The 25449-nt window shown below is 69.4% G+C and carries 26 protein-coding genes and 5 tRNA genes; 17 read left to right on the forward strand and 14 right to left on the reverse strand.

The window, feature by feature from the left end; translation table 11 throughout:
• Window positions 1–69: 69 nt before the first annotated feature.
• From phoU to ACM26Y_RS05015, 6 genes are all read right to left on the reverse strand, one after another.
• On the reverse strand, window positions 70–777 hold the full coding sequence (gene phoU, locus ACM26Y_RS04990) for a phosphate signaling complex protein PhoU (RefSeq protein WP_040782189.1): 708 nt from the start codon (window positions 775–777) through the stop codon (window positions 70–72).
• A 74-nt stretch (window positions 778–851) separates the two neighbouring features.
• Window positions 852–2849, reverse strand: coding sequence for an LCP family protein (locus ACM26Y_RS04995; RefSeq protein WP_416062810.1), 1998 nt, complete (start codon window positions 2847–2849; stop codon window positions 852–854).
• A 157-nt stretch (window positions 2850–3006) separates the two neighbouring features.
• Window positions 3007–4149, reverse strand: a complete 1143-nt coding sequence (gene dusB, locus ACM26Y_RS05000; protein WP_416062811.1) for a tRNA dihydrouridine synthase DusB — start codon at window positions 4147–4149, stop codon at window positions 3007–3009.
• 120 nt (window positions 4150–4269) lie between these two features.
• A complete protein-coding gene (locus tag ACM26Y_RS05005) occupies window positions 4270–5226 on the reverse strand; it encodes an acyl-ACP desaturase (RefSeq protein ID WP_289378106.1) in 957 nt (318 codons plus the stop codon).
• Between the two features lie 217 nt (window positions 5227–5443).
• Complete coding sequence (locus ACM26Y_RS05010; RefSeq protein ID WP_416062812.1) at window positions 5444–6025, reverse strand: DUF937 domain-containing protein; 582 nt, start codon at window positions 6023–6025, stop codon at window positions 5444–5446.
• A 58-nt stretch (window positions 6026–6083) separates the two neighbouring features.
• Window positions 6084–6527: a hypothetical protein gene (locus ACM26Y_RS05015; RefSeq protein ID WP_416062813.1), complete on the reverse strand. Its 444-nt coding sequence runs from the start codon at window positions 6525–6527 to the stop codon at window positions 6084–6086.
• A gap of 161 nt (window positions 6528–6688) precedes the next feature.
• Between ACM26Y_RS05015 and ACM26Y_RS05020 the strand changes: the two genes are divergently transcribed.
• A complete protein-coding gene (locus ACM26Y_RS05020; protein WP_416062814.1) occupies window positions 6689–7267 on the forward strand; it encodes a hypothetical protein in 579 nt (192 codons plus the stop codon).
• Between the two features lie 80 nt (window positions 7268–7347).
• On the opposite strand, the gene ACM26Y_RS05025 is transcribed toward ACM26Y_RS05020, so the two are convergent.
• A tRNA-Lys gene (locus ACM26Y_RS05025) sits at window positions 7348–7420 on the reverse strand.
• A gap of 230 nt (window positions 7421–7650) precedes the next feature.
• Between ACM26Y_RS05025 and ACM26Y_RS05030 the strand changes: the two genes are divergently transcribed.
• From ACM26Y_RS05030 to ACM26Y_RS05065, 8 genes are all read left to right on the forward strand, one after another.
• Complete coding sequence (locus ACM26Y_RS05030) at window positions 7651–8304, forward strand: TetR family transcriptional regulator (RefSeq protein WP_416062815.1); 654 nt, start codon at window positions 7651–7653, stop codon at window positions 8302–8304.
• Window positions 8305–8402: 98 nt separating this feature from the next.
• A tRNA-Glu gene (locus tag ACM26Y_RS05035) sits at window positions 8403–8475 on the forward strand.
• 57 nt (window positions 8476–8532) lie between these two features.
• Window positions 8533–8606, forward strand: a tRNA-Asp gene (locus ACM26Y_RS05040).
• A 37-nt stretch (window positions 8607–8643) separates the two neighbouring features.
• Window positions 8644–8720, forward strand: a tRNA-Phe gene (locus tag ACM26Y_RS05045).
• 72 nt (window positions 8721–8792) lie between these two features.
• Window positions 8793–8866: transfer RNA gene (locus ACM26Y_RS05050), tRNA-Asp, on the forward strand.
• A gap of 282 nt (window positions 8867–9148) precedes the next feature.
• Window positions 9149–10387: a glycosyltransferase family 4 protein gene (locus ACM26Y_RS05055; RefSeq protein ID WP_054371131.1), complete on the forward strand. Its 1239-nt coding sequence runs from the start codon at window positions 9149–9151 to the stop codon at window positions 10385–10387.
• Complete coding sequence (locus ACM26Y_RS05060) at window positions 10387–11118, forward strand: class I SAM-dependent methyltransferase (protein WP_003936495.1); 732 nt, start codon at window positions 10387–10389, stop codon at window positions 11116–11118. The genes ACM26Y_RS05055 and ACM26Y_RS05060 overlap by 1 nt, the downstream gene beginning before the upstream one ends.
• Window positions 11105–12205: a prenyltransferase gene (locus tag ACM26Y_RS05065; protein WP_289378113.1), complete on the forward strand. Its 1101-nt coding sequence runs from the start codon at window positions 11105–11107 to the stop codon at window positions 12203–12205. Before ACM26Y_RS05060 ends, ACM26Y_RS05065 begins: the two co-directional genes overlap by 14 nt.
• Window positions 12206–12209: 4 nt before the next feature.
• Here the strand turns inward: ACM26Y_RS05065 and ACM26Y_RS05070 are convergent, their stop codons facing one another.
• The 7 genes from ACM26Y_RS05070 to ACM26Y_RS05100 form a co-directional block, all read right to left on the reverse strand.
• Window positions 12210–12869 (reverse strand): class I SAM-dependent methyltransferase, encoded by a 660-nt coding sequence (locus ACM26Y_RS05070; protein WP_289378115.1) that lies wholly within the window; start codon window positions 12867–12869, stop codon window positions 12210–12212.
• A 113-nt stretch (window positions 12870–12982) separates the two neighbouring features.
• Window positions 12983–13753 carry an SDR family NAD(P)-dependent oxidoreductase gene (locus ACM26Y_RS05075; protein ID WP_416062816.1) on the reverse strand — a complete coding sequence of 257 codons (771 nt, stop codon included), beginning with the start codon at window positions 13751–13753 and terminating at the stop codon, window positions 12983–12985.
• Window positions 13754–13785: 32 nt separating this feature from the next.
• Window positions 13786–14151 (reverse strand): carboxymuconolactone decarboxylase family protein, encoded by a 366-nt coding sequence (locus tag ACM26Y_RS05080; RefSeq protein ID WP_003936491.1) that lies wholly within the window; start codon window positions 14149–14151, stop codon window positions 13786–13788.
• Window positions 14148–15014: an NAD(P)-dependent oxidoreductase gene (locus tag ACM26Y_RS05085; RefSeq protein ID WP_416062817.1), complete on the reverse strand. Its 867-nt coding sequence runs from the start codon at window positions 15012–15014 to the stop codon at window positions 14148–14150. The genes ACM26Y_RS05080 and ACM26Y_RS05085 overlap by 4 nt, the downstream gene beginning before the upstream one ends.
• Window positions 15011–15772: an SDR family oxidoreductase gene (locus tag ACM26Y_RS05090; RefSeq protein ID WP_416062818.1), complete on the reverse strand. Its 762-nt coding sequence runs from the start codon at window positions 15770–15772 to the stop codon at window positions 15011–15013. The genes ACM26Y_RS05085 and ACM26Y_RS05090 overlap by 4 nt, the downstream gene beginning before the upstream one ends.
• Before the next feature lie 13 nt (window positions 15773–15785).
• The gene (locus ACM26Y_RS05095) at window positions 15786–17258 is read right to left on the reverse strand and encodes an aldehyde dehydrogenase (RefSeq protein WP_416062819.1); all 1473 of its coding nucleotides are present in this window, start codon (window positions 17256–17258) and stop codon (window positions 15786–15788) included.
• A gap of 225 nt (window positions 17259–17483) precedes the next feature.
• Window positions 17484–18077 carry a TetR/AcrR family transcriptional regulator gene (locus ACM26Y_RS05100; RefSeq protein WP_371382918.1) on the reverse strand — a complete coding sequence of 198 codons (594 nt, stop codon included), beginning with the start codon at window positions 18075–18077 and terminating at the stop codon, window positions 17484–17486.
• 86 nt (window positions 18078–18163) lie between these two features.
• Here ACM26Y_RS05100 and ACM26Y_RS05105 point away from each other — a divergent pair, with 86 nt between their 5' ends.
• From ACM26Y_RS05105 to ACM26Y_RS05140, 8 genes are all read left to right on the forward strand, one after another.
• Window positions 18164–19387, forward strand: coding sequence for a cytochrome P450 (locus tag ACM26Y_RS05105; protein ID WP_416062820.1), 1224 nt, complete (start codon window positions 18164–18166; stop codon window positions 19385–19387).
• A 66-nt stretch (window positions 19388–19453) separates the two neighbouring features.
• Window positions 19454–20014 carry a TetR/AcrR family transcriptional regulator gene (locus ACM26Y_RS05110; RefSeq protein ID WP_289378157.1) on the forward strand — a complete coding sequence of 187 codons (561 nt, stop codon included), beginning with the start codon at window positions 19454–19456 and terminating at the stop codon, window positions 20012–20014.
• Window positions 20015–20017: 3 nt separating this feature from the next.
• The gene (locus tag ACM26Y_RS05115) at window positions 20018–21229 is read left to right on the forward strand and encodes a cytochrome P450 (RefSeq protein WP_289378122.1); all 1212 of its coding nucleotides are present in this window, start codon (window positions 20018–20020) and stop codon (window positions 21227–21229) included.
• Entirely contained in the window at window positions 21222–22022 is an 801-nt protein-coding gene (locus ACM26Y_RS05120) for an SDR family oxidoreductase (protein ID WP_416062821.1), read from the forward strand. Before ACM26Y_RS05115 ends, ACM26Y_RS05120 begins: the two co-directional genes overlap by 8 nt.
• Window positions 22019–23371, forward strand: a complete 1353-nt coding sequence (locus ACM26Y_RS05125) for a cytochrome P450 (protein ID WP_416062822.1) — start codon at window positions 22019–22021, stop codon at window positions 23369–23371. The genes ACM26Y_RS05120 and ACM26Y_RS05125 overlap by 4 nt, the downstream gene beginning before the upstream one ends.
• An 11-nt stretch (window positions 23372–23382) precedes the next feature.
• Entirely contained in the window at window positions 23383–23631 is a 249-nt protein-coding gene (locus ACM26Y_RS05130) for a ferredoxin (protein WP_416062823.1), read from the forward strand.
• Window positions 23595–24146, forward strand: coding sequence for a nuclear transport factor 2 family protein (locus tag ACM26Y_RS05135; protein WP_416062824.1), 552 nt, complete (start codon window positions 23595–23597; stop codon window positions 24144–24146). Before ACM26Y_RS05130 ends, ACM26Y_RS05135 begins: the two co-directional genes overlap by 37 nt.
• Window positions 24140–25399, forward strand: a complete 1260-nt coding sequence (locus ACM26Y_RS05140; protein ID WP_416062825.1) for a hypothetical protein — start codon at window positions 24140–24142, stop codon at window positions 25397–25399. Before ACM26Y_RS05135 ends, ACM26Y_RS05140 begins: the two co-directional genes overlap by 7 nt.
• Window positions 25400–25449: the final 50 nt, after the last annotated feature.

Here is a 25449-nt window from a genome sequence, read left to right on the forward strand (position 1 = left end):
CGCGACCTCGGCACCGCGCATACGACGACAGGCCCCGCCCTCGGAGGGCGGGGCCTGTCGTCGTATGCGTCACTGGTCCTGCGGATACACCGTGAGCTTGTCGACGCGTTCGCGCATCGCCCGGAAGTCCTCGTCGGTGGGGAGCTTTCCGGTGACCAGGAAGATCACGCGACGGCCCACTTCGACGGCGTGGTCGGCGAACCGCTCGTAGAACCGTCCCAGCAGTGTCACGTCCACCGCCGCGGCCACGCCGTGCTTCCACTCCCGGTCCATCAGCACCGTGAACAGGTGACGATGGAGATCGTCCATCGCCTCGTCCTCCTGGTGCAGCCGGGCCGCCCGCTCGGGATCGCGCGTCTCGAGGATCTCCTTGGTCGCTGCCCCGAGCGAGACCGCGATCCGGCCCATCTCGGCAAAGTAGCCGTTGACCTCTTCGGGCAGAACGTGATTGGGGTGCCGGCGCCGCGTCGCCTTGGCGACGTGCAGGGCCAGCGCGCCCATCCGGTCGATGTCGGCGACGATCTGGATGCCGCTGACCACGGAACGCAGGTCGCCGGCCACCGGCGCCTGGAGGGCGAGCAGCGAGAAAGCCTTCTCCTCGCACTGCGTGCTCAGGTCCGTGATCTTGTCGTGCTCACCGATCACGGTCTCGGCGAGCGCGAGATCCGCCTGGAGCAGGGCCTGGGTGGCTCGCTCCATCGCAAGGCCCGCAAGGCCCGCCATCTCTCCGAGGAGATCGGCGAGCTCGGTCATCTGTTCGTGGTATACGACGCGCATAATGACACAGACTACGGCGCACACAAAGCCGGTTCACGAGCAGCGGGTGAACGAGGGGTGAATGACCGGGCTGCTCACGCGCAGGAGTCGTCGCCCGCGTTGGTGATCGACAGGTCCACCGGCAGTTCGTTCTCCTCGGCAGCCTGGATCGGCACCGTCGGCAGGACCGACCCCGCCTCGGTCGGAGCGGTGATGCTGCCGACGAATCCGGTGCCGAGGACGAGTTCCACGATGCCGCCGAGGTCCGCGGATTCCTGCAGTACAGCCCCCGGCACCGCGGATGCCAGAGTCAACGCCTCGGCTTCCTGCCCGGGCGCGAAGCGCACGACGGTCTCCTTGCTCGTGCCGGAGTAGTTGCCGACGCTGTAGATCGGGAAACCGTAGGCGCCGAGTTCTTCCGCGGTTCGGGCCGCGAGGCCGGACGCGCCGGACGCGTTGGATACCTGCACCGACACCGTCGACGGATCCACTGCGGTCTGTGCGGGCAGGGCCGCCGCCGGCGGGGGCGCAGACGATTCCGGCTCGGGAGCGTTCCGCTTCTCCCCGGGGAGCGGGTCGTCGTCGATGATCGCGCGGAAGATCGCCTCGATGTCGTCGAGACGCGGGATCTCGTTGCCCCACTCGTTGGTTCCGGCCGTGGGCACGGTGAGGAAGGTGACGGCGCCGGCTTCGACCCGTTGCAGCGAGCGACCGAGCCGGACGAGCGACTCGGTGTCGACGTTCTCGACGAACGTGGCTCGGGTGAACGCGTTGATGAACCCGTTCAGTTTGCCCGGGTCGAACAGGACCTTGTTCGACATCGCCGAGCGCAGCAGCGACGACAGGAACTTCTGCTGCCGGGTGATACGTCCGTAGTCGCCGTTTCCTTCCGACTCGACTTTTCGTGCCCGCACGTAGTCCAGCGCCTGCCGGCCGCCGAGGGTGTGGGTGCCCGCGGTCTCGATGAGGGTGCCGAGTTCCCCGTCGACCAGGGGGGTGGGGGTGCACACCTCGACGCCCCCGACCTCGTCGACCATGCTCTCGAAGCCGGCGAAGTCGATTCCGACGAAGTGTCCGATCTTCAGGCCGGAGAGCTTCTGGATCACCTTCACCAGGCACTTGGGCCCGCCCAGCGCGTAGGTGGCGTTGAGCTTGTCGCCCTCGGCGGAGGGAAACGTCTCCGACGTGTACTCGCCGGTGGTGCTGTCCCAGCCCCGGCACACGGGCCGTGTCACGTCCAGGTCGCGCGGGAAGGAGACGGCGACGACGCGACTGCGGTCGGCGGGGATGTTGACGAGGATGACGGTGTCGGCGCGAGCGCCCTCGGCTTCGGCTTCGGTGCCGGCACCGATCTCGCCGCTCGCGCCGGCGCGGGTGTCGGTGCCGATGATCAGGTAGGTCTCGTCGCCGGTCTGTCCGCCGGGGTCGACGATGTCGGTGGATTCGGTGTCCAGCGCCGCGATCTGGGCGAACCCTGCCTCGGTGGACCGCACGTAGCCCCACACCAGGCCGCTGCCGACGAAGGTCAGCACGGACAGCAGGGCCAGGACGGTGCGGCCCGCCGTCGCGAGGCGTCGGCGTTTGCGTCGTTTGCTCAGAGCCAGTCTGCTCGGGCCGTTGTCCCCGACCGCCTGGGGCAGCGCGACCGGTTGGTCGGGCTCGTCGTTCCGTCCGTCGGCGCGGTCGTCGCGCGGGGGCTCGGGCGGCGGGCTGTCCGGCGGGGCGGAGCCGACGGCCGGGATCTTCTCGGTGGGGTCGTCGTCGACGGGCGGTGGCTGCGGCGGACGGACGGGTTGCGGGTTCGGCGCGGCCGGTTCGGGTTCGGGGCGGCGGACGGGGTTGCCGTCGCGCCCCACCTTGTTCATCAGCGCCGCGACGGTGACCTGGTCGGGGTTCTCGCCCGGAGTGGCCGAGCGGCGGGGACGGCCGGTTTCGGCACCGCGGGCCGTGGGCGGCGGTCCGGCGTCGCCGGGTAGATCCACCGGGCGCCGGCGTGCCCGGCCGGTTCGTGAGCTGCGATACCCGGAGTCGGCGATAGGACGTTCCCACGGAGCGCGACTGTCGGGCAGGCCCGAATCGTGCTCCTCACCCACCGATTCCCTCGCCTCTCCGCGGATGTCCCGCTTTCGTACGCACCCGCCACCACGGCGATCCCGTCATGATACTGGCGGCCTCGATCCGGATCGACGTGTCCGCCGAACAAGAGTCCGGTACGGTCCGGTTCATCCGGTTCGCACTGCCGAGTCGACGTCAGCCGCCCGAGTGCATGACGTCGGCACCTGCCGGCACCATGCAGTCCTCGGGGTCGTCGAGCCAGCCGTCCGGCAGTGCGACGGTACCGGGGGAGCCCTGGCGGCCGCGAGGGCCCTCCGCGTCCTTGGGGAAGGGCACCGTCGGGTCGAGGCGGCCGAGCAACTCGTCGAGTTCGGCGAGGCCGGACACGCGCGCCAGGGCGTTGCGCACGTCGGAGCCGGCCGGGAAGCCGCGCAGATACCAGGCGATGTGCTTGCGGATCTCGCGCATGCCGCGGTCCTCGCCGTGGTGGTCGGCGAGCAGTTCGGCGTGCCGGCGCATGATGCTCGCCACCTCGCCGAGGTTCGGCGGGGTGGGCATGGGGGTGCCGTTCAGGGCGGCGCTGAGCTCGGCGAACAGCCAGGGCCGGCCGAGGCATCCGCGGCCGACGACGACGCCGTCGCAGCCGGTCTGCTCCATCATCTTCTGGGCGTCCTCGGCTGCGAAGATGTCGCCGTTGCCCAGGACCGGTACGTCGGTGACGTGCTCCTTGAGCCGCGCGATCTCGTTCCAGTCCGCCTCACCCGAGTACCGCTGGGCGGCGGTGCGGGCGTGCAACGCGACGGCGGCGGCACCCTCGCCGGCAGCGATCCGGCCGGCGTCGAGGTGGGTGTGGTGGTCGGCGTCGATACCGATGCGGAACTTCACGGTCACCGGGATGTCGGTGCCTTCGGTCGCGCGGACGGCGGCCGCGACGATGTTGCCGAACAGCCGTCGCTTGTACGGCAGGGCAGAGCCGCCGCCCTTGCGGGTGACCTTCGGCACGGGGCAGCCGAAGTTCATGTCGATGTGATCGGCGAGGTTCTCGTCGACGATCATCTTCGCGGCCTGGTAGGTGACGTCCGGGTCGACTGTGTACAGCTGCAACGACCGGGGCGTCTCGGTGGGGCCGAACGTCGTCATGTGCATGGTGACGGGATGACGTTCGACGAGTGCCCGGGCGGTGACCATTTCGCACACGTACAGCCCCGACGTGCTTCCCGAGCGTTCGAGTTCGAGCTCGCGGCACAGAGTGCGGAAGGCGACGTTGGTGATTCCCGCCATCGGCGCGAGCACGACCGGGCTGTTCAACTCGAGCGAGCCGATGCGAAGGGATGACATGAAGAACCTCGAAGACGGCGTGAAGAAGAAGTGCGTACAACTGTGCCCGGCGCCGAATCCGGCACCGGGCACAGGATAGCTGTTCGGGGACGCTGCCCCCGAATCACGCAGCGGCGAGGATCAGGATGCGGCTTCGGTGCGCTCGCGACGGGCGGCGTCGCGGGCGAGGGACCGATCGCGCATCTCCTCGAACTTGACCGCCTGCTTCTCGAGCTCCTCGAGGAAGGTGCCGAGCTCGTCGAGGATGCGGGCGCCCTCGGCGCCGAAGTCCTCACGCTCGAAGATGCGCCACTTGCGGAGCACCGGCATGACCACCTCGTCGAGGTGCTGACGCAGGTCGTAGATGCCGTGCTTGGCCATCAGCACGCCGTTGCGGCGGAAGTTGGGCATGCCGGCGCCCGGCATCTGGAAGTTCTTCAGCACGTCGGTGATCGCCGCAAGGGTCTGATCCGGAGCCACATCGAGAGCCGCCTCGCAGATGTTGCGGTAGAAGATCATGTGCAGGTTCTCGTCGGCGGCGATGCGCTGGAGCATCTTGTCGGCGATCGAGTCGTGGCACGCCCGGCCGGTGTTGCGGTGTGAAACGCGGGTGGCCAGCTCCTGGAAGGTGACGTACGACACCGAGTGCAGCATCCCGACCTCGTTGGGCGAGGCGAACCCGTTGGTCATGTGCTCCATGCGGGCATTCTCGAGAGCGACGGGGTCGACGCCGCGGGTGACGACGAGGTAATCGCGCATCACGATGCCGTGGCGGTTCTCCTCGGCGGTCCAGCGGCCCACCCACGTGCCCCACGCGCCGTCGCGGGAGAAGCTCTCGGCGATCTCGCGGTGGTAGGAGGGCAGGTTGTCCTCGGTGAGCAGATTGGTGATCATCGCGGCCTTGGCGACCTCGTCGAGCTTCGACTGCTCGGGCTCCCAGTCCACGCCGCCCATCGCGGCGAAGTTGCGTCCCTCGTCCCAGGGCACGTAGTCGTGGGGGTGCCAGTCCTTGGCCATCGAAAGGTGGCGGTTGACGTTCGCCTCGGCGACGGGCTCCAGCTCGCGCAGAAGCTCCAGCTGAGTCAGAACTCGCGTCATTCCGTATACCTCTCTACAACTCTGCGTATCACGAACGAATTACAGGCTACGGCACCGTAGGTTCGGTGCCTGCATGTCTGTGACGTACTCCAAATTCGGCCGACCAGGGCCTGACCGCCGATGGGACCCTTCACAGGCGGTGACGTCGTTATCCTACCGGGTGGACTCGGCACCCCGGCGCGACGCGCGGGAATGAGCCCGTGTCCCGTCCGGAACCTCAGCGCTTGCCGCCACCGAGGAGTCCGCCGAGCAGATCGCCCAGGCCGCCGCCGTTGCCGCCCAGGACGCTGCCGAGAACTCCGCCGAGGCCGCCGGAAGCACCCCCGCTTCCCGTGCCGCCCGACGCGCTGCGCAGGAGCCCGCCGAGCAGATCACTCAGGCCACCCGGCTCGCCGGACTTCCCGGCCTGCCGGGCCAGGTACGTCAGCACGATCGGAGCGAGGATGGGCAGCAGCCGCGCGACCAGGTCGCTGCCGCCCGCGCCGTCGGCGCGGCCCAGCGTCTGCACGACCCGGTCCTTGTTGTCGCCGAACACGTTCGACACGATCCGGTCGCCGTCCGCGGTGTCCACATCGGTCACGTTCACCCCGCCCTCGAGCAGGGGCGAGTCGCGGTGCTGGTCGAGCGCCGACAGCAGGGACGTGGCGCCGTCCGGATCCCGGGTATTCGCCTCGAGGCCGCCGACGAGCGTGGGCAGTGCGGCCCGCACCGCGGTGGCCGCCGTCTGCTCGTCCACGCCGAGTCGACGAGCGATCTGGTCGACCGGGATCTGCGAGAGGAGTTCGTCGAGTGAGGACATGGGCACCGAGGGTAGTCACCGTCGTCGCCCCGGTCGCGGTTCCACGTCGGCGTTTCGGCTACGCGGACGTCCGCCGCCCCGCGATCACCGCGCACAGCAGCGCGACCCCCAACCCGCTGAGGAGCAGCACGAACCCGGTCTGGTTCGTCAGTGCGGTCGCGTGGTTCGCCCGCACGTAGTCGTCGAACTGTTGGTGGACCCGCACCGCGAAGGCGCCGGTCGCGACGAGACCGAGTACCACCCCGGCCCAGCCCGCGACCGCCGAATCGAACAGGGCGGCCAGGAGCAGCAGGACGGCGGCGAGGACGAGCGGTGCCGCGAGTGTCTGATGGACCGGAAGGTCGGCTGCGCCGAGAGCGGAGACGTCGCCGGCCGAGATCCCGTCGCGCAGGTCGGTCAACGGGATCTCGGTAGGCCGGGCCCCGGCCAGCACCGGTAGGAACGAGCCGATACCCAGGGCGACGGCGGACAGGAACAGGCCGAGGTCCACGAAGCTGCGCACGCCACTCCCATCGATCGCCGGATCGGTTTCGTGAGCGATGACACCCTAACCACAGTTCGGGTGCGGTAGCAGCGCGGAACCGGCGATTCGGACGCCGTGTCGGGTGCGCGGGTCCGTAATCTGAGGTGACGGCACACCGGACCCGGAAGGGGAACTACGTGATGGCGGGCAACGAGACGGCACAGCGGTCGGGACTTCCCCCGTGGGCGAAGAAGGCCTTGTGGAGCGTCGCCGCCGTGCTCGCACTGGTGGTCGCGTACTTCGCGCTGGCGGCGTTCGTCCCTCGATGGTGGGCACAGCGGGTCGCCGGGCTGGCCGACGCGGGCTTCGCCCGCGGGACGGCCTGGGGCCTGCTGTTCGGCATGGTGTGCACCTTCGTGCCGTTGGCCCTGTTCGCCGCGGTGTGGCGGATCCGGACGTGGCGACGTCATCGCGTCCTGCAGGTGGTGTTCGTCGTCGCCGCCGTGGTGGTGGCGATCCCCAACTTGATGACGTTGAGCATCGTGCTGGGCAGCGGGAACGCGGCCCATGCGGGGGAGCGGATCCTCGACGTCGATGCCCCCGGATTCCGGGGCGCGACGCTCGTCGGCGCCGTCGTCGGAGTGGTCCTGTTCCTCGTGTTCGCCGCGCTGAGCTTCATGTACCGCAAACGCGGCCGCGATCTCGAGCGCGAGCGGGCCCGGGACGAGCCGGAGTTGCGAAGCGACCGTCCGGGCAGGGTGGCCGGCGCGCCGGACTAGCCGGCGGCGACGAGGTGCGGCGAGACGCGGGCCGGTGGCCGGGAGTGTCCGTTCCTGCCGGTGGCCCGGGAGTGTCGCAGTGCCCCCACCAGGGCTCGAACCTGGGACCTGCGGATTAAAAGTCCGTAGCTCTACCAACTGAGCTATAGGGGCGTGGGCGCACAGTCTAACTGCATTGCGCCGGTCAACAGTATCGGACGGGCGTGCCGCTCGAAGGCTCGGGTGCGCACCCCCTGCGGCGCACCCGAGCCGGGTAAAAGCATACCACTTGGTGTGTTCCGTGCGAAGGCGGGAAATGCCTGGCTGCGCGCGTGCCGGTCGGGCGGCGGCTACAGTGGCGATCGGGGGGGACCGCCGGTCACGTTCGGAGGCACGAACCCCCAATGTCACGTCAGCAAGAGCGGGCGCGGCGCACCCGCGCGGCCATTGTCGAATCCGCGGCGATCGAATTCGCCCGGCGCGGATACGGCGCCGCCTCGGTCAATGCGATTCTCGAGCACTCCGGGGCCACCAAGGGCGCGATGTACTTCCACTTCGATTCGAAGGAGGAACTCGCCCGGGCGGTGCTCGCGGAGGGCCTCGAACGTTATCGGGTGATCACCGAGCGGTGGTTGAACGCGCCGGGGCTCGATCCCTTCGAGCGGTTGCACGGCCTCGTCGGAGATCTCGCCGACGCACTGCAGAGCGACGTCATCATCCGGGCGGAGTTCAAACTCGTGACCGAACCCGAGTTCGACGCCGAGGCCAAGCTGCGCGGCAGCTCGGTGTGGGGAGCCGCCGGCCGCCGGCTGGCCGTCGAGGCGCGGGACCTCGGGCTGTTCCGCGCCGGAGTCGACCTCGAACGGTTCCTGGGTGTGCTCGGGGCGTGCCTGGCCGGCCAGCGCTACTTCCACGATCTCACCGCCGAGGACGTCGATGTGCGGGCCCGGTTCGCGGAATGCCTGGACGTGTGCCTCGAGGCGACGGCCGCGCCGGAGTGGCTCGAGCGGCGGCGTGGTGGGCCGGAGTCGCGCGTGGAAGGTGAACAATCGGCGTGACCTGCTGATTTGTGAATCCGGAAACCGGTGTCCTAAGCTATCCAAGCTCCCAACGGAACGCGAACCCGTTGAGGGTGCGGGTCGGAGTAATCCGGCGGGCCCCCTTCGTCTAGCGGCCTAGGACGCCGCCCTTTCAAGGCGGTAGCGCGGGTTCGAATCCCGTAGGGGGTACGCTTGCGGAAGCAGTATCACCGCATGCAGTACTGTTCGACCACAAGTGAAGAGCATGGCCCTGTGGCGCAGTTGGTTAGCGCGCCGCCCTGTCACGGCGGAGGTCGCGGGTTCGAGTCCCGTCAGGGTCGCAGAGTTGGCAATTGGCATTCGGTTCGGGTGCCGTCCGGCCAGGTAGCTCAGTTGGTACGAGCGTCCGCCTGAAAAGCGGAAGGTCGCCGGTTCGATCCCGGCCCTGGCCACCACACAACTTCATACGGTAGGCCCACCGCCCGGCGGTGGGTTTTCTGTGGAAATCCCCTTCCGGGGATGCACACGGCCCTGTGGCGCAGTTGGTTAGCGCGCCGCCCTGTCACGGCGGAGGTCGCGGGTTCGAGTCCCGTCAGGGTCGCTTCACGGCGAAGGCCCGGTCCCGAAACGGACCGGGCCTTCGTGTCGTCCGGTGCAGCCGCGCCCATCGGCGCGGATCGGTTCCCGCCGTCCTGTCTTCCGGCGGGTCTTCGACGGCGGAACATGTCCCCACGCTGTACGTTCAGTTTGCACCGGACCCGGTGCGGATCCGGCGCTGATCCGCAGGGCAGAGCCGGGTCGGGTGTCGGGCGAGAACATGTTCTAGAGTGAGTTCGATCTTCCGGACGGACGCACTCCGGTGACACGACGAACGAGGTGATCTGTGCGAGTAGCTCTGCTGTCGTACCGCAGCAAGCCGCACTGCGGTGGTCAGGGCGTGTACGTTCGACATCTCAGCCGCGAACTCGCGGCACTCGGTCACGACGTCGAGGTGTTCTCCGGTCAGCCGTACCCCGAGCTCGACGACGGGGTCACCCTGGTGAAGGTCCCGAGCCTCGACCTCTATCGCGACGACGACCCGTTCCGCTTTCCGCACCCGCGGGAAATCCGCGACACGATCGACCTTCTCGAACTGGGCACGATGTGGACGGCGGGGTTCCCGGAGCCGTTGACCTTCAGCCTGCGCGTGGCCCGGCTGCTGCGCGACCGGGCCGGGGAATTCGACGTCGTGCACGACAACCAGTGTCTCGGCTACGGCTTGCTCCGGATCGCGGACGCGGGCCTGCCGCTCGTCGCGACCATCCACCATCCGATCACCCGCGACCGGGAGCTGGACCTCGCGAGCGCCCCGACGCTGCGCCGCAAGATCACGTTGCGCCGGTGGTACGGATTCCTGCGCATGCAGGCCCGGGTGGCGCGACGCATCCCGACCCTGCTCACTGTCTCGAAATCCTCCGAGGACGACATCCGTACCGCGTTCGACATCCCCGACGGGCGCTTGCGCACGATCCCGCTGGGGGTGGACACGGAGGTCTTCGCCCCGCCGGCGACCGAACGCGTGGCCGGCCGCATCGTGTGCGTGGCCAGCGCGGACGCACCGCTCAAGGGCGTCGCCAATCTGCTCGAGGCGGTGGCGAAGCTCCGTACCGAGCGGCAGGTCGAGCTGGTGCTCGTCACCAAGCTCGCCGCGGGCGGCGTCACCGAGAAGCTGATCGAGCAACTCGCCATCGGGGACTCGGTGCGCACCGTCTCCGGGATCGACGACGGCGAACTGGCCGAACTGCTCGGTTCGGCGCAGGTGGCTGCCGTTCCGTCGCTCTACGAAGGGTTCTCGCTGCCCGCAGTCGAGGCCATGGCCTGTGCCACGCCGCTGGTGGCGAGCCGGGCCGGCGCGATTCCCGAGGTGGTCGGCGATGCGGGCATCCTCGTGCCACCGGGCGACAGCGAACAGCTGGCTGCGGCGCTGGCACGGGTTCTCGACGATCCCGCCGAACGGGCCCGGCTGGGGTCGGTGGCGCGGGCCCGGGTGCTCGAGCGATTCAGCTGGGCGGCCGTGGCAGCCCGGACCGCCCAGGCCTACCGGGATACCGTTGCAGCCCAGGCAGGAAGGACCGAAGTCTGATGCTGACAGTCGATTTCGACCGGCTGGGGATCGAACCCGGCGACCGTGCCATCGACATCGGCGCGGGCGCCGGACGGCACTCGTTCGAGCTCTACCGCCGGGGCCTCGACGTGGTGGCGTTCGACCGCAGCGCGGAGGACATGAAGGCCGTCGGCGACATGTTCGCGGCGATGGAACTCGAGGGCCAGGTACCCGAGGGAGCACTGGCCCGGGCCGAGGTGGGCGACGCCCTCGCCCTGCCCTACGACGACGAGACCTTCGACGTGGTGCTAATCTCCGAGGTGCTCGAGCACGTGCCCGAGGACGACCGCGCCATCGCCGAATTCGTGCGGATACTCAAGCCCGGCGGCGTCGCGGCCGTCACCGTCCCGCGGTGGTTGCCGGAGAAGGTCTGCTGGGCGCTGTCCGACGCGTATCACGAGGTCGAGGGCGGCCATGTCCGGATCTACAAGGCCGACGAGCTGGCAGCGAAACTGACCGCCGCCGGCCTGACGGTGCGCGGCCGGGACCACGCCCACGCCCTGCACTCGCCGTACTGGTGGCTCAAGTGTGCCGTCGGCGTCGACAACGACGACAACCCCCTGACGAAGGCATATCACCGGCTCCTCGTGTGGGACCTGATGCAGGGGCCGTGGCTGACCCGCACCGCAGAGTCGTTGCTGAACCCGGTGCTCGGCAAGAGCGTCGTGTTCTACCTCGAGAAGCCGACGGTTCCCGTTGTCGGCCGCTGACTTCCGCCCCGGCGGGGCACGGCGGGTAGTTCCGGCCGTGCCCGGGGTGCTGTCGGAGGAACAGTGCCTGCAGACCGCCCGTGCGATCGCCGACATGCAGGAGCCCTCCGGAGCTGTCCCGTGGTTCCCCGGCGGTCACACCGACCCCTGGGACCACATCGAGTCCGCGATGGCGCTCACCGCCGCGGGGCTGCTCGAGGAGGCGGAGGCAGCCTTCGACTGGTCCCGTCGGACCCAGCGCCCGGACGGCTCGTGGCCCATGCAGTTCCGCGGGGACGTCGTCGAGAACCATGACGCCGACACGAACTTCACCGCGTACATCGCTGTGGGGGTGTGGCACCACTACCTCGTCACGGGCGACACCGACCATGTGGTGCGCTTGTGGCCGACGGTGCGGGCAGCCCTCGACCATGTGCTCGAGCTGCAGACGCCCGGCGGCGAGATCTACTGGGCGCGCGGTGAACACGGCACGGCCGACGAAGCCCTGCTGACGGGGTGTTCGAGCATCCACCACAGTCTGCAGTGCGGGCTGCGTCTGTCGGAGGTGGTCGGGGACCCGCATCCGGACTGGGAGGTCGCGTGGTACCGGCTCGGCCACGTGCTGCGACGGCATCCGGAGGCGTTCACGCCCAAGCCGGAGTACTCGATGGACTGGTACTACCCGATCCTCGGCGGGGCGGTGCGCGGTGCGCCGGCCCGGCAACGGATCAGGGAGCGCTGGGACGATTTCGTGGTCGGCGACATCGGCATTCGCTGTGTCGACCACCGGCCGTGGGTGACGGGTGCCGAGACGTGCGAACTCGTGCTCGCTCTGGACGCGATCGGGGAGACCACGACGGCCCGGAATCTGCTGGCCGCCATGCAGCACCTCCGCGACCCGGACGGATCGTACTGGACCGGAATGGTCTTCACGGACGGCAAGCGCTGGCCCGTGGAGAAGAGCTCCTGGACCAGCGCCGCGGTCGTCCTCGCCGCCGACGCGCTCTCCCGCAGCACCGCGGGCAACGGCGTGTTCCGCGACGCCACCGCACCCGCCGGTTGGGTCGCGGCGGAGAGCTGTCACGAGGACTGCCGGGTGACGGTCTGAGCCGTCAGCCCGGCAGCACTCCGGCGGTGCCGGACGTGCGTTCGAGCACGCGCAGCGAACCGGTCACCGACACCTCGGTGAACTCGCCGCTCCCGAGTGCGCGCAGGTAGACCTCGTACGGGGGGCGACCGCCGTCCTTCGGGTCGGGGAACACGTCGTGGATGATCAGGGCGCCACCGACACGCACCCACGGCGCCCAGCCCGCGTAGTCCGCCTGCGCCGCCTCGCTGCTGTGACCACCGTCGACGAACACGAACGACACGGGCGTCCGCCAGAACTCCGCGACCTGGCCGGATCGTCCCAGCACCGCCACGACGTGGGATTCGAGGTCCGCGTCGGCCAGGGTGTGGCGGAACCGTCCCACCGTGTCGAGACGCCCGGTGTGCGGGTCGACGAGGGCCGGATCGTGGTACTCCCACCCGGGCTGGTGCTCCTCGGACCCGTGATGATGGTCGATCGTGACGATGGTTCCCCCGGTGGCCTTCGCGGCGGCACCGAGATAGACGGTCGAGCGTCCGCAGTAGGTGCCGATCTCGACGCCGACCCCGTCACCGAGGTACCGCACTGCGGCGTCGTGCAGGGCCGTGCCCTCGTCGATCGGCATGAAACCCGGTGTCGCCTCGGCCAGCTCGATCGTCTCCCGGGGCAGGGTGGTGCGGGGCATGATGATCTGTCTCCGTTCGCTGCGGTCCACGGTGTGCTCGGAAGCGGTACGTATTGGAAACACAGTACCCACCACCGGTTCCGGCGCGACACCCGACGAGCCGCCGAGGCAGGTCAGGCGCCGTAACCGCCGTCGACGGCGAGCATCTGCCCGGACACGAAGTCCGCCCGGTCCGAGGCGAGGAAGGCGACGGCCTCGGCGACGTCGTGGGCGTCGCCGAAGCATCGCAGCGGAATGTTGTTCCGCGCGACCGACAGTGCGTGCTCGTCGAGGTCCCCGGACCCGATCAGCCGGGCGGCCGTGCCGTCGGTGAGCATGCCGGGTCCCACCGCGTTGACCCGCACCCCGAATCGGCCCTCCTCGACCGCCAGCGCCCGCACGAGGGCCTCGACCGCACCCTTCGGTCCGGCCGACAGGCCGTCCCGGACCGGGAACCTGCGGGTCGCCGCCGTCGTCACGGCGACGATGTTGCCCCGCGACTCCCGCAGCCGGGGCAGTGCCGCGTGGACGAGGTTGAAGAACGCGCCCGCGTCGCCCACGAGCTGGTCCCGGAACTGTGCGGGGGTCACCCGGCTCAGGTGCACCATCGGCACGTGCGGTCCCGCCGCGTGGACGAGAGTGTGCAGCGCACCGAAGGTTGCGACGGCCGCGTCCACGACCCCGGCGGCCGCGGCGCTGTCGCTCAACTTCACCTGCAGTGGCAGCACCGTCGCGCCGAGTGCACGCAGTTCCGTCTCCAGATCTGCAGCGGCCGCGTCGTTGCGGTGGAACGTGAAGGCGACGTCGCTGCCGCGCTCGGCCAGCATCCGGCACACCGCCCGGCCGATCCCGCCGGTGCCGCCTGCCACGAGGGCCGCGCCCGGCCGGTCCGCGAAGTCCTGCACTGCTCACTCCCTTGCGCCGCACCGGCGGCAGCTCATTTCGCCGCCTTGCGGCGCCGGGCGAGCACGCCGCCGATCATCGAGTCGAGCTTGGTGCCGAGTGGCCACCCGACGTAATGGCACAGGAAAAGGGCGATCTCCTGCAGTTGCCGTTCGTCGAGTTCCTCGTTGTGGAGTGCCGCCCCGACCTGGATCTCGGCCACGTCGATCAGCCCCTGCGCGGTGAGCGCGCCGAGCAGCAGCAGCCGCCGGTCGCGGATGCTGAGTCCGGGCCGGGACCAGATGTCGGCGAAGAGGTGGTCTGCGGTGACGGCGAAATGGTCGCCGGGTCCGTCCTGCATCTCCCAGCCGTACACCTGCGACATCATGTCCAGGCCACGGCGGCGGCGGTCGTCGGTCATGCGGGCTCCTTCCGTCCTGCGTCCTCGCCTCGACCCACCCCGAGACCCGGACCGAGGTCGCCCAGCGCGCGCGCCGCGAGGGGCAGGTCGACGCCGAGCCGGGCGCCGAGACCCAGGGCCAGCGACAGGTCCTTCTCACCGAGGGCGCGCACGTGGTCGAGAATCGGGAACCAGAAGTCGTCCGGCGGGATCGGTGCGGTGGTGTCCCGGAGCATGATCGCCCCGGCGCCCCCGCTGATCGCGTCGGTGTGGCGGACCACCTTCCCGAGCGCGGTGATGTCCAGTCCGGCCGCCTCGGCGAGGCGCTGTGCCTCCGCGGCCGCGGTGAACGACACGAAGTGCAGCAGGTTCCGGGCCAGCTTCATCCGGGTGCCCGCGCCGACCGGACCGGCGTGCACGACGAGGTCGGAGAACCACGAGAACGGCTCGCGCACCGTGTGGAACGCCGCGTCGGAGGCGCCGACCATCACCGCGAGCCGGCCCTGCTCGGCGCCCGGTGCCCCGCCGCTGACGGGAGCATCGACGAGTTCGATTCCGTGCTCGGCGCATTCGGCGGCGAGGTCCACGGCGGTGGTGTCGGCGACGGTCGAGTGGACCGCGACGACCGTGCCGGGCCGCGCGGCGCCGAGCAGCCCCGCCACGACTGTGCGGACCTGGGCGTCGTCGACGACGGTGATGCAGAAGATGTCGCATTCGCGCGCGAGGTCGGCGGGGTCGTCGGCGGCTCGCGCGCCGGCCGCGGTGAACGGCGCGACGGCCTCGGGTCGAGTGTCGAGAACGGTGAGCCCACCCGGCCGGTCCAGCAGTCGCTTCGCCATCGGCGCCCCCATGTTGCCGAGGCCGATGCAGCCGAGCCGGGTCACGAGCGGATCACCTGGCCGCCGTCGACATTGAAGATCTGTCCGGTGATCCAGTCCGCCTCGTCGGAGAGCAGGAACAGGCACATGCCCACCAGGTCCTCGGGCATGCCCATACGTTTCAGCGGCAGCCTGGAAACCATTTCCGTCACCATGCTTTTCGGAGTGACAGTGCGGGTGGCCTCGGTGTCGATCGGTCCCGGGGCGATCGCGTTGACACGGATGCTCGACCCGCCGAGTTCGGCGGCCAGTTGCTGGGTGAGGCCGTTGACGCCGACCTTGGCCAGGCCGTAGAAGCCCGAATACACCCAGGCGGCGGTCGACGACTGGTTGACGATCGAGCCGCCCCGCGCCGTCATGTGCGGCCACACCGCGCGGGTGACGTTCAGCGCGCCGTCCATGTTCACGCTCATGAACTTCTTGTAGTAGTCCCACGGAACCGTCAGCAGCAGATCGAGTTTCATGTCACCGTAGATGGCGGCATTGTTGACGACGTGGTCGATGCCGCCGAACGTCTCGACCGTGAACGCGGCGAGGTCGGCGGCCGAACCGGGATCGGACACGTCGACGCGCGAGAAGGCGGCGGTCCCGCCGTCGGCGACGATCTGCTCGGCCACGTGCTCTCCGCGCTCGGTGTCGATGTCCGCGACGACGACCGAAGCGCCTTCGGCGGCAAGGGCCTTGGCGTACGCCTCACCGATGCCCTGGGCCGATCCGGTGACGATCGCGGTACGGTCGACGAAACGTCCTGCGTTGCGGGTCATGTCGGTAGCCTCCCTACCGTGCCGCCGGTTCGGCGACGAGCTTGGTCTCCAGGTACTCCTCGAAGCCGGCCACACCCATCTCACGGCCGGTTCCGGACTGCTTGTAGCCGCCGAACGGGGCGTCGGCGGCGTACCAGATCCCGCCGTTTACGCTCAGGGTGCCGGTGCGGACCCGCTCGACGACTCTGCGGATCCGGTCCTTGTCGGTGCCCCAGACGGCTCCGGACAGGCCGTAGGGGGAGTCGTTCGCGATGCGGATCGCTTCGTCGTCGCCGTCGTAGGGGAGGATCACGAGGACCGGCCCGAAGATCTCCTCCCGGGCGACCCGTGCGTCGTTGCCCACCCCGGCGATCAGTGTCGGTTCGACGAAGAAGCCACGTTCGTGCTCGGCGGGGCGGCCGCCGCCGACGACGATCGTCCCGCCCTCCTCGACGGCGAGCCTCAGATAGCCCTCGACCCGTGCACGCTGACGCTCGGAGATCAGCGGACCGCACACCGTGCCGGGGTCGTCCGGGTCGCCGGGCCGGATGCCGCGCAGCGCGTCGGCGGTGACGCGGACCGCCTCCTCGTAGCGGTTCCGGGGAACGAGCAGGCGGGTCGTGATGGCACAGCCCTGTCCGGCATGGGTGCACACGGTGAAGGCGGCCATCGAGCATGCGGCGCCGAGATCGGCGTCGTCGAGCACGATGAACGCCGACTTGCCGCCGAGTTCGAGGAACACCCTCTTCACGGTGTCCGAGGCGGCGCGCATCACCGACCGGCCGGTGGCGGTGGATCCGGTGAACGACACGAGATCCACCCGCGGGTCGGTGGCGAGCAGGGCGCCGACGGCATGATCGCTCGAGGTCACGATGTTCACGACCCCCGGTGGAATGTCGGTGTCCTCGGCGAGGATCCGGCCCACCACCGCGGCGCACCACGGGGTGTCGGGCGCGGGTTTGAGCACCACGGTGTTGCCCGCGGCGAGCGCAGGCCCGAGCTTGGCGAAGTTGATCTGGTGCGGGAAGTTCCACGGGGTGATCGCCCCGACGACACCGGCCGCCTCACGGAGCATGTAGCGGTGGGTGGGGATTCCCATCGGCGCAGCGTTGCCGAGATCCTGGCGCCACGCGTAGTTCTCGGCCAGATCAGCGAAGTACCCGAGGTCGCCGACAGGTCCCTCGAGATGGGCCCCGGTGGTGAGGAACCGGGGGGCGCCGGCCTCGGCGATGGTGATCGCCCGCAGTTCCTCGAGGTGACCGCGCAGAGCATCGCGGAGCTGACGCAGGCAGCGGGCGCGGAAGGGGTGGTCGCGGGACCAGCCGGTGGTGTCGAAGGCGCGACGGGCTGCCTCGAGCGCGGCGTCCGTGTCGGCGGCGGTGCCGTCGGCGGCGGTGCCGAGCACCTCCTCCGTCGCCGGGTTCACGACGTCGAACGTGCCTCCCGAACCGGGAACGAGTTTGCCGTCGACGAGCAGGGCCGAGCTGCCGGTCGGAATCAGGGACATCGGTGCTTCCGTTCGTCGGGGCGGCGTGGCTGGGCGGTATCGGAACGGGTCCGGAGGAGCGCCGGGTGCCGGCGGCGGCACGATGTGATGCCCCTCATTTTCTGGACAGCTGTCTGGACTATAGTTCGGCCCGTGGGGTGGCGCAATGCCGCCGACCGGCGCGGCGGCGACGGCACGCGTGAACGGGCCCCGGGAAGGTCTGCGGATTCCCCGACGACGGCGGACTCAGGATCGCGCGGAGGCGGCGCGAGCGGCGGCCAGCGCGCCCGCGACCACGTTTTCGTAGATGCGGTCGAGGTCGAGTTCGTCGCCGAGGAAGCCGCTGCGCACGATCACGGCGAACCCGTGCATCGCGGTGAACAGGCTCACCGCGGCCTCGAGGGTGTCCTCTTCCGGCACCCCGCACGAGGCGAGCATCGAGCGGAGGGCCGAATTCGCGTCGAGAGCCGCCGCGAGCAGGGCGCTGCGGTTGCTCGGCTCCGCCGTCAGCGCCTGGTAACGGTGCGGATGCTCGGCGGCCCACGCCCGGTGCGCATCGATGAGGGCGCGCAGGCCCTCGGGTCCGCTGCGGCCCATTGCCACCTCGCGGAGCCGGGCACCGAGATCGGTCATCGTCCGCACCTGGATCTCACCGCGGACGTCGTCGAGTCCGCGGACGTGGTTGTAGAGCGAGGCGGTGACGATGCCGAGACGGCCGGCGAGCGTGCTCATAGTCAGCTGCTCCCAGCCGGACTCGTCCACCACCGCCAGAGCCGCGTCGATCACCTTTTCGCGGCTGAGATTTCGGCGGCGAACCGGCCTCTTCCCTTCGGTCCCCATGCGCACATCCTACGGGTCTTCCATTTCTGACGAATGTGTGTAGTTTCTGAACGACGGTCATTCGTAAACACGTGCGAGGTGGTCCCGTGACGGCATCACGTATCGACCTGAAGAACCCCGACCTCTACACCGAAGGCGTCCCGCACTCCTTCTTCGACGAGCTGCGGCGCAGCTGTCCGGTCTACCGGCAGGACGAGGAGGACGGACCCGGCTACTGGGCAGTGACGCGGCATGCGGACGTCATCGCGGTCTCGCGCGACAGTGCCACGTTCTCGTCGGCGCTCGGCACGACGCAGATCGACGAGTTCGACGAGGAGACCCGCCTCAAACAGGCGGCGATGCTCGTCAACCTCGATCCGCCCGAGCACACCCGATTGCGCCGGCTTGTCAGCCGCGGATTCACGCCCCGGATGGTCCGGACGCTCGAGGGGCACATCCGCGAGATCTGCAACCGCGTCGTCGACGATCTGATCGAGCGGGGCCGCGACGGTGCGGTCGTCGACTTCGTACCGGTGGCCGCCGCTCCGCTTCCGCTCGAGGTGATCGCCGCCCTGCTCGGTGCACCCCGGGAGGACGTCGGCAGGCTCTGCGACTGGTCCGACCGGATGATCGGGTTCGACGACCCGGAGTACGGCAACACCCGGGCCGACGGCGAACTCGCCGCGGCAGAGATCTTCCTGTACGCCGACGAGATCGCCGCGGCGCGCAGGATGGAGCCGCGCGACGACATCGTCACCAGGCTCGTCCAGCCGGACGAGAACGGCGACACGCTGTCCGCGATGGAGTTCGACATGTTCTTCGTGCTGCTGGTGGTGGCCGGGAACGAGACGACGCGCAACGCCACCGCCGGCGGCATGCAGGCGTTCGTCGACCATCCGGAGCAGTGGCGCCGCCTGCAGGCCGAACCGGAACTCGCCGCCGGCGCGGTCGAGGAGATTCTCCGCTGGGTCACTCCCGTGCTGGGATTCCGGCGCACCCCGACGTGCCCGGCGAGGATCGGTGACCAGCCCGTGGGAGCGGGGGACAAGGTGATCGTGTACTACCCGAGCGCGAACCGGGACGAGGACGTCTTCGACGACCCGCACGTCTTCGACATCGGGCGCAGCCACAATCCGCACGTGGCGTTCGGGGGCACCGGCGTGCACTTCTGCCTCGGTGCCCACCTGGCACGACTGGAGTTGCGCATCCTGTTCGAGACCCTGGCGCGCCGGATCGAGCGCGTCGAGCCCGCGGGGCCGGTCCGGCGGTTGCGCTCGAACTTCGTCAACGGCATCAAATCCATGCCCGTGCGGGTGTATCCGAGGGGTTGACCGGTATCCCGAGACCGTTGCCTCGGACAGGCGACCGTAGTAATGTCCAGACACGTGTCCAGAAATGTGAATCTCGAATCCACTCGCCGCCGTCTCACCGAGAAGCAGGCCGACACCGTGGATCGCCTGACGCGCGCTGCCGTCGAGGTCCTGCGGGAAGAGGGGTTCGCAGGACTGACCGTCCGCAACGTCGCCGCCCGGGCCGGTGTCGCACCCGCGACCGCATACACCTACTTCTCGTCCAAGGAACACCTTGTCGCAGAAGTGTTCTGGCGTCGGCTCGCCGCCTCGCCCGAACCCGAGGCGGCCACGACCGACCGTGTCGCCCGGGTGGTCGCGGTATTGCGCAACGTCGCGCTGATGATGGCCGACGAGCCCGAACTCGCCGGTGCGGTCACCAGCGCACTGCTCGGCCGCGATCCGGACGTCGAACACCTGCGCACCCGCATCGGCCTCGACATCCGGGCGCGGCTCGCGACGGCCCTCGGCCCCGACGCCGATCCCGACGAGATCGAGGCGCTGGAAATGCTCTACGCCGGCGCCCTCGTCCGCGCGGGAATGGGATACGAAACCTACGAGAAGATTGCCGATCGGCTGGAGACCTCCGCCGCACTGCTATTGGAGTAGCGCATGACTCAGGCTTCGCTCGAACCGCTCCTGTTCGATCCCTACGACTACGGCTTCCACGAGGACCCGTACCCGCTCTACCGGCGTCTGCGCGAGGAAGCGCCGCTCTACCGCAACGACGACCTCGGCTTCTGGGCCCTGTCCCGCCACTCCGACGTCGTCGCGGCCTTCCGCGACCACACCCGACTCTCCAGCGCCAACGGCGTCTCCCTCGATCCGTCGGCCTACGGACCTCACGCCCACAAGGTGATGTCGTTCCTCGCGATGGACGACCCGCGCCACATGCGAATGCGCCGGCTCGTCTCCGAGGGATTCACCCCCCGCCGGGTCGCCGAGCTGCGCGGCCGCATCCTCGAACTGACTCTCGGATACCTCGAAACATCGCTGGAGAAGGCCGAATTCGATTGGATCGCGGACCTCGCCGGCAAACTCCCGATGGATGTCGTCTCCGAACTGATGGGTGTGCCCGAGGCCGACCGCGCCGAACTGCGCCGGCTGGCGGACCTGGTGGTGCACCGGGAGCAGGGCGTGCTGGACGTGCCCGTCGCAGCGATGGAGGCCTCGCTCGAACTCGTCGGCTACTACGCGGATCTGCTGGCGCACCGCCGCACCCACCGAGCCGAGGATCTCACCTCGGCCCTCCTCGACGCCGAGATCGACGGAGACCGCCTCGCCGACGACGAGATCATCGGCTTCATGTTCCTGATGGTCGTCGCGGGCAACGAGACCACGACCAAACTCCTCGGCAACGCGCTGTACTGGGGAGCGAAGAACAAGAACGAGCTGGCCGGCGTCCTCGCCAATCCGGACACCGTCACCGGCTGGGTGGAGGAGACACTGCGCTACGACACCTCCAGCCAGATCGTCGCGCGAACCGCCACCACCGACATCGGACTCCACGGCGGCGCTATCCGTGCGGGCGACAAGGTGCTGCTGCTCATCGGTTCCGCCAATCGCGACGCCGAGGTGTTCGCCGATCCCGACACGTTCCGCATCGGCCGCGACAGCGCCTCCAAGATCGCCAGTTTCGGTCGCGGCGTGCACTTCTGCCTCGGTGCCCACCTCGCGCGTCTCGAGGCGAACATCGCGCTCGCACAGTTCGCCGCGCGCGTCGCCGACTACGACGTCGACTTCGACCGATGCGAGCGCGTCCACTCCACCAACGTCCGAGGCTTCGCGGCCCTTCCCGTAGAGGTGGCCCGACGACATGCCTAGATTCGAGCCCAATCCGCCGCGCCGGCCCTCGATCGTCAGCGGCGCCTCCTCCGGCATCGGCGCGGCCACCGCGTTCGCGCTGGCCGCCGTGGGTCACCCCGTCGCCCTCGGCGCCCGGCGCGTCGAACAGTGCGAGGCCCTCGCGGAGAAGATCCGCGGCGAAGGCGGCGAGGCCTTCGCACACGTCCTCGACGTGTCGTCCACCGACTCGGTCGACGAGTTCGTCATCGCCGCCGAGAACGCCCTGGGCCCCGCCGAGATCGTCCTGTCCGGCGCCGGCGACATGGACTTCCGGCTCGTGCACGAGATGAGTCCGGACCGGTTCGAGTTCCAGGTGAACGTCCATCTCGTGGGTACACAACGTCTCGTCCATCGCGTGCTGCCGGGAATGATCGAACGGCGCCGCGGCGACTTCGTGGTTATCGGGTCGGACTGCGCCGATGTCGCACGGCCCCGCATGGGCGCCTACGTCGCCGCCAAGACCGGTCTCGAGGCGCTCGTGCGCCAGATGCGGATGGAACTCGAGGGCACCGGGGTGCGCGCCTCGGTGGTGCGTCCGGGCCCGACGCAGACCGGGATGGGGCTCGACGCCCCCGCCGAGGTCATCGAACCGTTGCTCGCCGACTGGACCAGGTGGGGCTTCGCGCGGCACGCGTACTTCCTCCGCGCCTCCGAGATCGCGAACGCCGTCGTCGCCGTCGTCTCGGCCCCGCGCGGCACCCACCTGGTGCTCACCGAGGTGCAGCCGGAAGCGCCTCTGCGGGAGGACTCCCGGGGAAAGGACCCCGCATGACCACGATCATCACACCTACGCGCGTTTCGGGAGGCGAGCACGAACACGGCCACCTCGAGGAGCTGCGCACCGACCCCATCGGTCTGCTGAAGCGCGTCCGCGAGGAGTGCGGCGACGTCGGCGTCTTCCGGCTCGCTGATCGCAACGTCGTGCTGCTCTCCGGAGCGCGAGCCAACGAGTTCTTCTTCCGCTCCGCCGACGAGGACCTCGACCAGCAGGCCGCGTACCCGTTCATGAAGCCGGTCTTCGGCCAGGGTGTGGTCTTCGACGCCAGTCCCGAGCGCCGCAAGGAGATGCTGCACAACTCCGCACTGCGCGGCGAACAGATGAAGGGCCACGCGGCCACGATCGAGCGCGAGGTCCGGGACATCGTCGCGGGATGGGGCGACGAGGGGGAGATCGACCTGCTGGAGTTCTTCGCGGAGCTGACGATCTACACGTCCTCGGCCTGCCTGATCGGCAAGAAGTTCCGCGACCAGCTCGACAGCCGGTTCGCGCGCCTGTACCACGACCTGGAGAAGGGCACCGACGCGCTCGCCTTCGTCGACCCCTACGCGCCCATCGAGAGCTTCCGTCGCCGCGACGAGGCACGTCGCGGGCTGGTCGCCCTCGTCGAGGAGATCATGGTCGACCGCATCGCGAACCCGCCCAGGGGCAAGGAGGATCGCGACATGCTCGACGTCCTCGTCTCGATCGAGGACGAGGACGGTGTCAAGCGGTTCAGCGCGGACGAGATCACCGGCATCTTCATCTCGATGATGTTCGCCGGTCACCACACCACGTCGGGAACGGCGGCCTGGGCACTGATCGAGTTGCTGCGCAACCCGCAGTACCTGCGCGGGGTCACCGACGAACTCGACGTCCTCTATGCCGACGGTGAGGGCGTGAGTTTCCATGCCCTGCGGCAGATCCCGCTGCTCGAGGCGGTCCTGAAGGAGACGCTGCGGCTGCACCCGCCGCTGATCCTGCTGCTGCGCGTCGCGCGCGGCGACTTCGAGGTCGAGGGGTATCGGATCGGGGCGGGCGATCTCGTCGGCGCCACCCCGGCGATCTCCAACCGCATCCCGGAAGATTTTCCGGAGCCCGATTCGTTCGATCCGGGCCGCTACATCGATCCACGGCAGGAAGACATCGTCAACCGCTGGACCTGGATCCCGTTCGGGGCGGGCCGGCACCGATGCGTGGGAGCGGCGTTCGCCCTCATGCAGCTCAAGGCGATCTTCTCGGTCCTGCTGCGGGACTACGAATTCGAAATGTCCCAGCCGTCCGGAACCTACCGCAACGACCATTCCAAGATGGTGGTGCAGCTCGCGCAGCCGTGTGCGGTGCGCTACCGCCGCCGGATGTGAGGACACGCGCCGTGAAAGTGGAAGCAGACCTCGACCTGTGCCAGGGGCATGCGATGTGCTCGCTGGAAGCACCGGACGTCTTCGACGTTCCCAGGCACGGCACGGTCCGGATCCTGATGGACGGCATACCCGAAAACCGGCGCGGCGACGTCGAATCCGCCGTACGGTACTGCCCCACCCGAGCCCTCCGCATCGTCGAGGACCGATCCCGAGGAGACACGTCATGGCACCGTTCGACCGAGCAGAACTCGACGAGATGATCGAACGCTGGATCGGAGCCAACAAGAGGGCCGAGGCGGCCGGCGACTGGAAGCCCCTGGCCGAGATGTACACCGAGGACGCGACCTACGGTTGGAACTACGGTCCCGAGAACGACTTCATGGCCGTCGGGAGGGAGGAGATCCGCGAACTCGCCCTCGGCCAGGAGATGGCAGGCCTCGAGGGATGGCAGTACCCCTACCAGCGGTTCGTCGTGGACGAGCGGACCGGCGACGTCATCGGCTTCTGGAAGCAGGTCGCCGACGCTACCCGCGACGACGGGTCGCACTACGAGGTGTACGGCTTCGGCGGCAGCTGGTTCCGCTACGGCGGGGACTTCCGGTGGTCCTGGCAGCGGGATTTCTTCGACTTCGGCAACGTCTCCCACCTGTTCCTGGAGATGATCACCGCCGGCACCCTGTCGGACGGCATGAACGAGCGGATCGAACGGTCGACGTCGACGAAGCGCCTGCCCGGCTGGTATCCGGCCGGGCAGGCGCCGGTGCCGCTGTGGTGAGCCCGGTGAACGTCCGCGACTCGTTCGCCGCGCTCACCCGGTCGGACCTCGCCGTCCTCGTCCCCGAACTGCTGCTGTGCGGCCAGCTCGTCGACCGGTCCGGGATGGCGCATGTGATCTCGGCGTTCGGACGGCAGGGGATGGCCGAGGTGGCCGTCGAGGAGTGGCAGGCGTCGAGCCCGTGGTACACCCGGCGCATGCAGCGCGCCCTGCAGTACGAGGGCGACGGCGTCGAGACGATCTTCAAGGGGCTGCAACTCGACATCGGTGCGCCGCCGCAGTTCATGGACTTCCGGTTCCGCGTCGACGACCACGACCACGGCGAGTTCCGGCTCGACCACTGCGGCGCGCTCATGGACGTCGAACCCCTGGGCGAGGCGTACGTGACGGCCATGTGCCACGACATCGAGGACCCCACCTTCGACGCGACCGCTCTTGCCACCAATCCGCACGCGCAGGTGCGGCCGATCCACCGGCCCCCGCGCCGGCCGGCAGGCCGCCACCCGCACTGCGCGTGGACGGTGACAATCGACCCGTCGCACGTGCCGCCGGAGACCGCACCGCACACCGAGGCGATCGGCCGTACCGCAGCCGCTGCGGTGGAACTGAGCACGATCGACCCTGCGGACGAGGGACGCGGCGACTACTCCGGACCCCTGCTCTCCGACCTGCGGTTCGCGGACTTCTCGCACTCGGCGCTCGTGCGGATCGCGGAGGAGGTGTGCCTGCAGCAGCATCTGCTCACGCTGGGCTTCCTTCTCGGCGTGCGCAAACGCACCGACGAGGACACCGCGCTGTCCCTCGCCCGCAAACAGTTGACCGGCATCGCCGGACTGGCCGCCGAGCGGCTACGCGACGCCCTCGGCCTGCCGCGCGACTTCGAAGGACTGGCGACGGTGCTCTCGATCCATCCGGTGTTCGCGCCGAGGCAGTACGTCGAGCGCGACATCCGGTGGGAGCCCGGCAGGCTGCACCTGCGCCTCGCGCGGTCCGGGGGTGCCCGCGCGGACGGATCGTGGCCGACCCTGATCGACGGACACCACCTCGGGCCACTGCAGGCGCTGGTGCGTGGCGTCGACCCGCACTTCACCGCGCGCGTGGTGTCCGAGGACGCCCACGCGCTCATCGTCGAGGTGGTCCGCGACGCCGAACCCGCGAACGAGTGCGGCGAGGTCGCGATCACCCGTTTCAGCACCGGCGCGACCTTCGCGTTCGCCGACCGGGGAATCCCTCTGCCGCTCACCGTCGTCTGAACGTCTTGCCCGTCCCTTTCCGCCCCGCCCCGGCCCGCCCCGGCCCGCCC

The sequence above is a fragment of the Rhodococcus indonesiensis genome (assembly GCF_047782815.1).
Lineage (GTDB): Bacteria > Actinomycetota > Actinomycetes > Mycobacteriales > Mycobacteriaceae > Rhodococcus > Rhodococcus indonesiensis.

Coding starts and splice junctions, on each gene's coding strand:
- phoU (WP_040782189.1), bottom strand. CDS start 777: ATGCGCGTCGTATACCACGAACAGATGACCGAGCTCGCCGATCTCCTC.
- dusB (WP_416062811.1), bottom strand. CDS start 4,149: ATGTCATCCCTTCGCATCGGCTCGCTCGAGTTGAACAGCCCGGTCGTG.
- ACM26Y_RS05005 (WP_289378106.1), bottom strand. CDS start 5,226: ATGACGCGAGTTCTGACTCAGCTGGAGCTTCTGCGCGAGCTGGAGCCC.
- ACM26Y_RS05010 (WP_416062812.1), bottom strand. CDS start 6,025: ATGTCCTCACTCGACGAACTCCTCTCGCAGATCCCGGTCGACCAGATC.
- ACM26Y_RS05020 (WP_416062814.1), top strand. CDS start 6,689: ATGGCGGGCAACGAGACGGCACAGCGGTCGGGACTTCCCCCGTGGGCG.
- ACM26Y_RS05030 (WP_416062815.1), top strand. CDS start 7,651: ATGTCACGTCAGCAAGAGCGGGCGCGGCGCACCCGCGCGGCCATTGTC.
- ACM26Y_RS05060 (WP_003936495.1), top strand. CDS start 10,387: ATGCTGACAGTCGATTTCGACCGGCTGGGGATCGAACCCGGCGACCGT.
- ACM26Y_RS05070 (WP_289378115.1), bottom strand. CDS start 12,869: ATGCCCCGCACCACCCTGCCCCGGGAGACGATCGAGCTGGCCGAGGCG.
- ACM26Y_RS05080 (WP_003936491.1), bottom strand. CDS start 14,151: ATGACCGACGACCGCCGCCGCCGTGGCCTGGACATGATGTCGCAGGTG.
- ACM26Y_RS05090 (WP_416062818.1), bottom strand. CDS start 15,772: ATGACCCGCAACGCAGGACGTTTCGTCGACCGTACCGCGATCGTCACC.
- ACM26Y_RS05095 (WP_416062819.1), bottom strand. CDS start 17,258: ATGTCCCTGATTCCGACCGGCAGCTCGGCCCTGCTCGTCGACGGCAAA.
- ACM26Y_RS05100 (WP_371382918.1), bottom strand. CDS start 18,077: ATGGGGACCGAAGGGAAGAGGCCGGTTCGCCGCCGAAATCTCAGCCGC.
- ACM26Y_RS05115 (WP_289378122.1), top strand. CDS start 20,018: ATGACTCAGGCTTCGCTCGAACCGCTCCTGTTCGATCCCTACGACTAC.
- ACM26Y_RS05120 (WP_416062821.1), top strand. CDS start 21,222: ATGCCTAGATTCGAGCCCAATCCGCCGCGCCGGCCCTCGATCGTCAGC.
- ACM26Y_RS05125 (WP_416062822.1), top strand. CDS start 22,019: ATGACCACGATCATCACACCTACGCGCGTTTCGGGAGGCGAGCACGAA.
- ACM26Y_RS05135 (WP_416062824.1), top strand. CDS start 23,595: ATGGCACCGTTCGACCGAGCAGAACTCGACGAGATGATCGAACGCTGG.